This window comes from Mesorhizobium sp. M6A.T.Cr.TU.017.01.1.1, from assembly GCF_004023115.1.
GTDB classification, from domain to species: Bacteria; Pseudomonadota; Alphaproteobacteria; order Rhizobiales; family Rhizobiaceae; genus Mesorhizobium; species Mesorhizobium mediterraneum.
The window spans coordinates 1-6,246 of sequence record NZ_RZTA01000196.1 but is presented as its reverse complement, the minus strand read 5'-3'; the positions used below and the strand labels follow the sequence as shown (position 1 = coordinate 6,246).

At 62.4% G+C, this 6,246-nt stretch carries 6 protein-coding genes; 1 reads left to right on the top strand and 5 read right to left on the bottom strand.

The features are described 5' to 3' along the window. Both EOB36_RS32680 and grxD read right to left on the bottom strand, forming a co-directional pair. The coding region (locus tag EOB36_RS32680; RefSeq protein WP_245467963.1) for an MFS transporter at window positions 1-686 on the bottom strand (686 nt) is incomplete at its 3' end. 257 nt (window positions 687-943) lie between these two features. Next, window positions 944-1,279, bottom strand: a complete 336-nt coding sequence (gene grxD, locus EOB36_RS32675) for a Grx4 family monothiol glutaredoxin (RefSeq protein WP_095489571.1) — start codon at window positions 1,277-1,279, stop codon at window positions 944-946. A gap of 164 nt (window positions 1,280-1,443) precedes the next feature. Here grxD and EOB36_RS32670 point away from each other — a divergent pair, with 164 nt between their 5' ends. Beyond that, on the top strand, window positions 1,444-2,238 hold the full coding sequence (locus tag EOB36_RS32670) for a phosphodiester glycosidase family protein (RefSeq protein ID WP_128286510.1): 795 nt from the start codon (window positions 1,444-1,446) through the stop codon (window positions 2,236-2,238). A gap of 22 nt (window positions 2,239-2,260) precedes the next feature. Here EOB36_RS32670 and EOB36_RS32665 read toward each other — a convergent pair whose 3' ends face one another. The 3 genes from EOB36_RS32665 to EOB36_RS32655 all read right to left on the bottom strand — a co-directional run bounded on the left by EOB36_RS32665 (window position 2,261) and on the right by EOB36_RS32655 (window position 6,244). Next, on the bottom strand, window positions 2,261-2,494 hold the full coding sequence (locus tag EOB36_RS32665; protein WP_023674714.1) for a BolA family transcriptional regulator: 234 nt from the start codon (window positions 2,492-2,494) through the stop codon (window positions 2,261-2,263). 86 nt (window positions 2,495-2,580) lie between these two features. After that, window positions 2,581-4,821 (bottom strand): phosphoribosylformylglycinamidine synthase subunit PurL, encoded by a 2,241-nt coding sequence (gene purL, locus EOB36_RS32660; RefSeq protein WP_128286509.1) that lies wholly within the window; start codon window positions 4,819-4,821, stop codon window positions 2,581-2,583. Between the two features lie 148 nt (window positions 4,822-4,969). Next, window positions 4,970-6,244: a PLP-dependent aminotransferase family protein gene (locus tag EOB36_RS32655; protein WP_245467962.1), complete on the bottom strand. Its 1,275-nt coding sequence runs from the start codon at window positions 6,242-6,244 to the stop codon at window positions 4,970-4,972. Between the last annotated feature and the right edge of the window lie 2 nt (window positions 6,245-6,246).

Sequence of the window (6,246 nt, the reverse complement as noted above, 5' to 3'; positions counted from 1 at the left end):
ACTTTGAACACATCGACGTAGATCTGCTGTGCCGAGGCGATGAAGCCGAACATGGCGGCGAAGATGAAGGTGCTGGCAAAGGCGTAGCAGAGCGCGATGCGATTGGTCAGCACGATGCGGAAACCGCCAAGGACGGATGATGCCGTCAGCGGCCGGCGATATTCGGGATGCAGCGTTTCCGGCAGCCGCAGCAGCGACCAGGCCGAGACGATCAGCGCGCCTGCCGCCATGGTGATGAAGATCCAGTGCCAGGAAGCAAACAGCATGATGAACTGACCGATGCCTGGCGCCACCACCGGAATGGCCATGAACACCATGAAGATCAGCGACATCACCTCAGCCATGCGCCGGCCTTCGAACGTGTCGCGCACGATCGAGACGGCGATGACGCGCGTGGCGGCCGCACCAATGCCTTGCACCAGCCTGCACAGAAGAAGAATAGCGAATGACGGGGCGATAGCCGCGGCAGCCGCCGCTGCGACGTAGATCACCAGTCCGACGACGAGTGGAGCACGGCGTCCAAAACGGTCAGAGATCGGTCCGAAGAAAAGCTGCCCGCCGCCAAAACCCAGGATGTAGGCGGCAATTACATACTGGCGGTGGTTTTCATTTTCCACGCCCAGCGAGGCGCCGATTTGCTGCAGCGCCGGCAGCATGATGTCGATGGCCAGCGAGTTGAGCGCCATCAATGCCGCGCACAATGCGATGAATTCCCAGCGCGGAATAGGCAAGGTGCTTGCCCGTTGCGGCGCTTGTGCATGCTGATCCACGGCAAAGTCCGATCTTCAAACGAAAAAGCGCCGGCGCGCCGGCGCATTCATTCGTCTTGTGCCCCGATAGCGGGGAGGTAGTCAGTTTACCGAGGTGGGGGCTGGCCCGGCGTTTAGCGCATGACCCCGAAAACCGGGACCGATTTTCGGAAAGGATCATGCGCAAACAGAATTCAGGCGGCGCCTTTGACGCTCACGCCCTTTTCGACGAGGAACGTCTGCAGCTCGCCCGCCTGGAACATCTCGCGGATGATGTCGCAGCCGCCGACGAACTCACCCTTGACGTAGAGCTGAGGGATGGTCGGCCAGTTGGAGTATTCCTTGATACCTTGCCGCAGATCGGCCGAGGTCAGCACGTCCACGCCCTTGTAGTCGGCCCCGATGTAGTCGAGGATCTGCACGACTTGACCGGAAAATCCGCATTGCGGGAAACCGGGCGTGCCCTTCATGAAAAGGACGACGTCGTTGCCCTTCACTTCGCTGTCGATGTAGTCGTTGATACCGCTCATAGAGAATCCTTTCATGCCCGCGGGAGTCGGGCTCGAAACATATCCTTTCAAATAAACCCATAGGTTGCCTGAAACAAGACGTTTGCCGCCTCGTCACGCAAATGGCGCAAAGGATGGCTTGATATTGGGCCAAGAGCATCGGCCAGCTATTTCCCCGGGAAGCGATGAAAAGGCGACATAGCGCGGCGATCCTGATTGGTGTTCTGCTTGTCGCACTGGCCCTGATCTGGTGGTTCAGGCCGTTGGAGCACCCGCCTGTCACCGTCGGCGGCGAACTGCCCGGACCATGCCGGGATTTCAGCTTCGAGGCGGTTCCCTACATCGTCTGCGAGATCGATCTTCGCAGCTACGACGTCGCTGTCTTCCACGCCGGCGACGACGGCAGGGCCTTCGGTTCGCTGGAAAAGTTCGACAAGGCGATGTCGGGCGAGGGCAGGCCGGTGCTGCTCGCCATGAATGCCGGCATGTATCATGAGGATCTGACGCCGGTCGGCCTTCTCGTCGAAAATGGTCGCGAGATGACGCCGCTCAACCTCGCTGTTGGCGAAGGCAATTTCTTCCTGAAGCCAAACGGCGTGTTCCTGATCCGCAAGGACGGCAAGGCGGCGATCATGGAAACGAACGCCTATGCCGCCGCAAAGCCGGACGTGGCGTTCGCCACGCAGTCCGGCCCGATGCTGGTGATCGACAGCCGGCTCCATCTCCGCTTCGAGGCGAACGGCACGTCGCGTTACATCCGCAACGGCGTCGGCGTGCGTGACGAAAACACGGTGGTGCTGGCGATCTCGCGCTCGCAAGTCAGTCTCGGCAGCTTTGCACGCCTGTTCCGCGACGAGCTAGATTGCCCCAACGCGCTTTTCGTCGACGGCGTGGTTTCGGCGCTGTCGAATGGCGAGAGGATGATCGTCGGCGGAAGCTATCCGGCAGGGCCGATCATTGCCGTCTCAGCGAAAAGGTGACGAAGGGGTTGGACGCGGAAACTCAGTCCGGCACGCTGGTCTGCAGGGCGAGCGCGTGCAGCACGCCGCCCATATTGCCCTTCAGCGCGTCGTAGACCATCTGATGCTGCTGGACGCGGCTTTTTCCGCGAAAGCTCTCGGCCACCACCTCGGCCGCATAGTGGTCGCCGTCGCCAGCCAGGTCGCGAATCGTCACCTTGGCGTCCGGAATGCCTTCCTTGATCAGCCGTTCGATGTCGTGCGCGTCCATTGCCATACGAGGATTCCTTGTTCAGGTCGTGATCTCATAGATATGATCGAAATGGCGGATGAACCACACCGAAACGGCCCCACTCGATCATATCACGGGTCGACGACCTCATTTGCCATGAAGCGAGGAAACCAGGATTCGTGGGCAGCGGTCAATTCTCCGACTGGGATCGCCCGTGCCTCGCCGAGTTTCAGGTCACTACCGCCGGTCGAGCCGATCCACGGCGCGAAGATACCGAGCTTGCTCTGCTCTTCGCGAATAGCGTCCCATTCCTTGCTTTGCGGATCGATCGACAGCGTCAAGAGATAGCGGCCCTGATCCTCGCCGAACCAGACCGGGATCGGATCGGCCCCGACCAGGCCGGGGACGGTCGCGCCAATACCGGACGCCATCGCCATCTCAGCCAGCGCGACCGCAATGCCGCCGTCGGAGACATCGTGTGCTGCGGTAACGACGCCGGAGGCGATCAGGGCGCGCACATGGTCGCCGACGCGCTTTTCATGGTCGAGGTCGACCGGCGGCGGCGGGCCGTCGGTGCGGCCATGGATGTCGCGCATATAGGCCGACTGGGCGAGATGCGTTCCCCACCTGGACGGCGCGCCGACCAGTAGGATCATCTGGCCCTCGGCGGCAAAGCCGATCCGCGTCATTTTGGACCAGTCGGCGATCAGTCCAACGCCGCCGATGGTCGGCGTCGGCAAGATGCCTTGCCCGTTGGTTTCGTTGTAGAGCGAGACATTGCCGGAGACGATCGGAAAGCCGAGCGCGCGGCAGGCATCGCCGATGCCTTTCACGGCGCCGACCAATTGGCCCATGATCTCGGGCCGTTCCGGATTGCCGAAATTCAGGTTGTCGGTCGCGGCGAGCGGCAGGGCGCCAGTGGCGGTAAGGTTGCGCCAGCATTCAGCGACCGCCTGCTTGCCGCCCTCATAAGGGTCGGCCTCGCAATAGCGCGGCGTGACGTCGGAGGAGAAGGCGAGCGCCTTGGTCGGATGACCCTCGACACGCACCACGCCGGCATCGCCGCCCGGAAGCTGCAGCGAATTGCCCTGGATCAGCGTGTCGTACTGCTCCCATACCCAGCGGCGCGAGGACAGGTCGGGTCCGCCGAGCAGTTTCAGCAAAGCCTCGGCGACATCCGCTTGTGGTGCATCGCTGGCTGCCAGGGGCGCCGGCTTCTTCGGCTCGGTCCAGGGACGGTCATATTCCGGCGCCTGGTCGCCAAGGTCCTTGATCGGCAGATTGGCGACCTCATCGCCCTGGTGCAGCACGCGAAAGCGCAGATCGTCGGTGGTCTTGCCGACAATGGCGAAGTCGAGGCCCCATTTGAGGAAGATCGCCTCGGCTTCCTTTTCCTTTTCGGGGCGCAGCACCATCAGCATGCGCTCCTGGCTCTCCGACAGCATCATCTCATAGGCGCTCATGCGCTCCTCGCGCACCGGCACCTTGTCGAGGTCGAGCTCGATGCCGAGGTCGCCCTTGGCGCCCATTTCGACCGCCGAGCAGGTGAGGCCGGCGGCCCCCATGTCCTGGATGGCGATGACGGCGCCGGACGCCATCAGCTCGAGGCAGGCTTCGAGCAGGCATTTTTCAGTGAAGGGGTCACCGACCTGAACGGTGGGCCGCTTCTCGTCGATCTTGTCGTCGAACTCGGCCGAGGCCATGGTCGCGCCGCCGACACCATCGCGGCCGGTCTTGGCGCCGAGATAGACGACCGGGAGGCCGACGCCCTTGGCTTCCGACAGGAAGATGGCATCGGTCTTGGCGAGCCCCGCCGCGAAGGCGTTGACCAGGATATTGCCATTGTAGCGCGCGTCGAAATTGACCTCGCCGCCGACTGTCGGCACGCCGAAGGAATTGCCGTAACCGCCGACACCGGAAACGACACCGGCAACCAGATGTTTGGTCTTGGGATGGTCCGGCGCACCGAAGCGCAGCGCGTTCATCGCTGCGATCGGCCGCGCGCCCATGGTGAAGACATCGCGCAGGATGCCGCCGACGCCGGTCGCCGCCCCCTGATAGGGTTCGATATAGGAGGGGTGGTTGTGGCTCTCCATCTTGAAGACGACGCAGTCGCCGTCGCCGATATCGACCACACCGGCATTTTCGCCCGGACCCTGGATGACCCGCGGCCCGGTGGTGGGCAGCGTGCGCAGCCACTTCTTCGAGGATTTGTAGGAGCAGTGCTCGTTCCACATCGCCGAGAAGATGCCAAGCTCGGTGAAGCTCGGTTCGCGACCGACCAGGTCGAGGATGCGCTGATATTCGTCGGGCTTCAGCCCGTGCGCGGCAATAAGTTCCGGAGTGATCGGGGCGGAATTGGAAATGGTCATGGGCGGAAATTTATATCCTTGGGATCGAGTCCCGTCTTATCGCAAGCTTTGCAGCCGATACACCCCATCAAGCGACGAAAACGATGAATAGCCACAGGGGCAGCAAGTAGCGAAAGATCGCCACTCGACCCGCCTGTTTCAAGCCGGTTCAGGAGAAACTGTCGTAGCCGGCACGGCCTTCGTCCAGAAGCCGCCTGATCACCGCGAGACCATGCGCTAAGTCCTCTCGCCGTTCGGGCTGTGACACGCCAAAGCGGACGCCATGGAAAACCTGTTCGGAGCGCCCCGCCTTGAACTCGTCCTCATCGTCGATCAGCACGCCATGCTCGAGGCAGGCTTGCTTGAAGGTGCCGGAAAGCCATGGATCGGGCAAAGTGAGCCAAACGAACGGCACGTTATCCAACGCCTTGAAGTCGAAGCCGTCGAGTGTCTCGCGAACGATCCCTATGCGCGCGCTGATTTCGGCAATGCTGCGTTTGCGCATCTCGCTGGCCTGGCCGGACAGCACCAGCCGGCTGCCCACCTCTGCCAGCAGGAAGGCGAGGCCGCCGGTCATCATCTTGTGGGCGACCCTGATGCGGTGGCGATAGGCCGGCGGGCAGGCAAGCCAGCCGCTACGAACACCCGCCGCGACCGATTTCGACAGGCCGCCGGCAACGATTGTCCGTTCCGGCGCATATTCGGCGAGCAATGGTGTTGGGTCGTCTGTCATGCCGCCATAGAGATCATCCTCAATCAGGACGACATTGTATTGACGGGCGACGCGCGCGATGGCCTCGCGGCGCGTTGCCGACAGCGTCACCAATGTCGGGTTCTTGGCCGTCGGCATCAGGAACATTATTTTCGGATGTTTTTGCGCACAGACGCGCTCGAAATCATCGGGATCGATGCCTTCGTCGTCCGCCGCCACCAGTGCGGTCCGGCGCCCGATCAGGCCGGCGCTGCGGGAAATCTGCGAGTAGGTGAGGTGCTCGAAGACAACATAGTCGCCGGGAGTGGTGAGCCCCGCAATTGCTGCCATCACCGCGGCATGGGTGCCGAGCGTCGGAACGATGGTATCCGCGGTCGGGCGAAAGGAATTGCGCGACAGCCAGCTTCTGCCTGCCTCAAACCAGCGGTCCGGGAAATCGCGCGTGTAGCTTGAAATCTCGTGCGGATAGTCCTGCGTTGTGCGCGAAAGCACATCGGCGACAATGGCGCCCTGGCCAGTGTCGGGCGCGGCCGTGCTGTCGAGGCGCAGTTTGTCGCGAGGCGCATCGAAGTAGTAGCGCGTGCCTTGCTCGACAGGTTCCAGGAAATCCGGCTTCGCGACATCCAGGCGCTGCGTCAGGACATAGGTTCCGCGCCCAACTTCGCCGCTGACCAATCCGCGCTCCCGCAGCAGCTGATAGGCCCTGCCGACGGTGCCGACGGTCGTGCCGATAT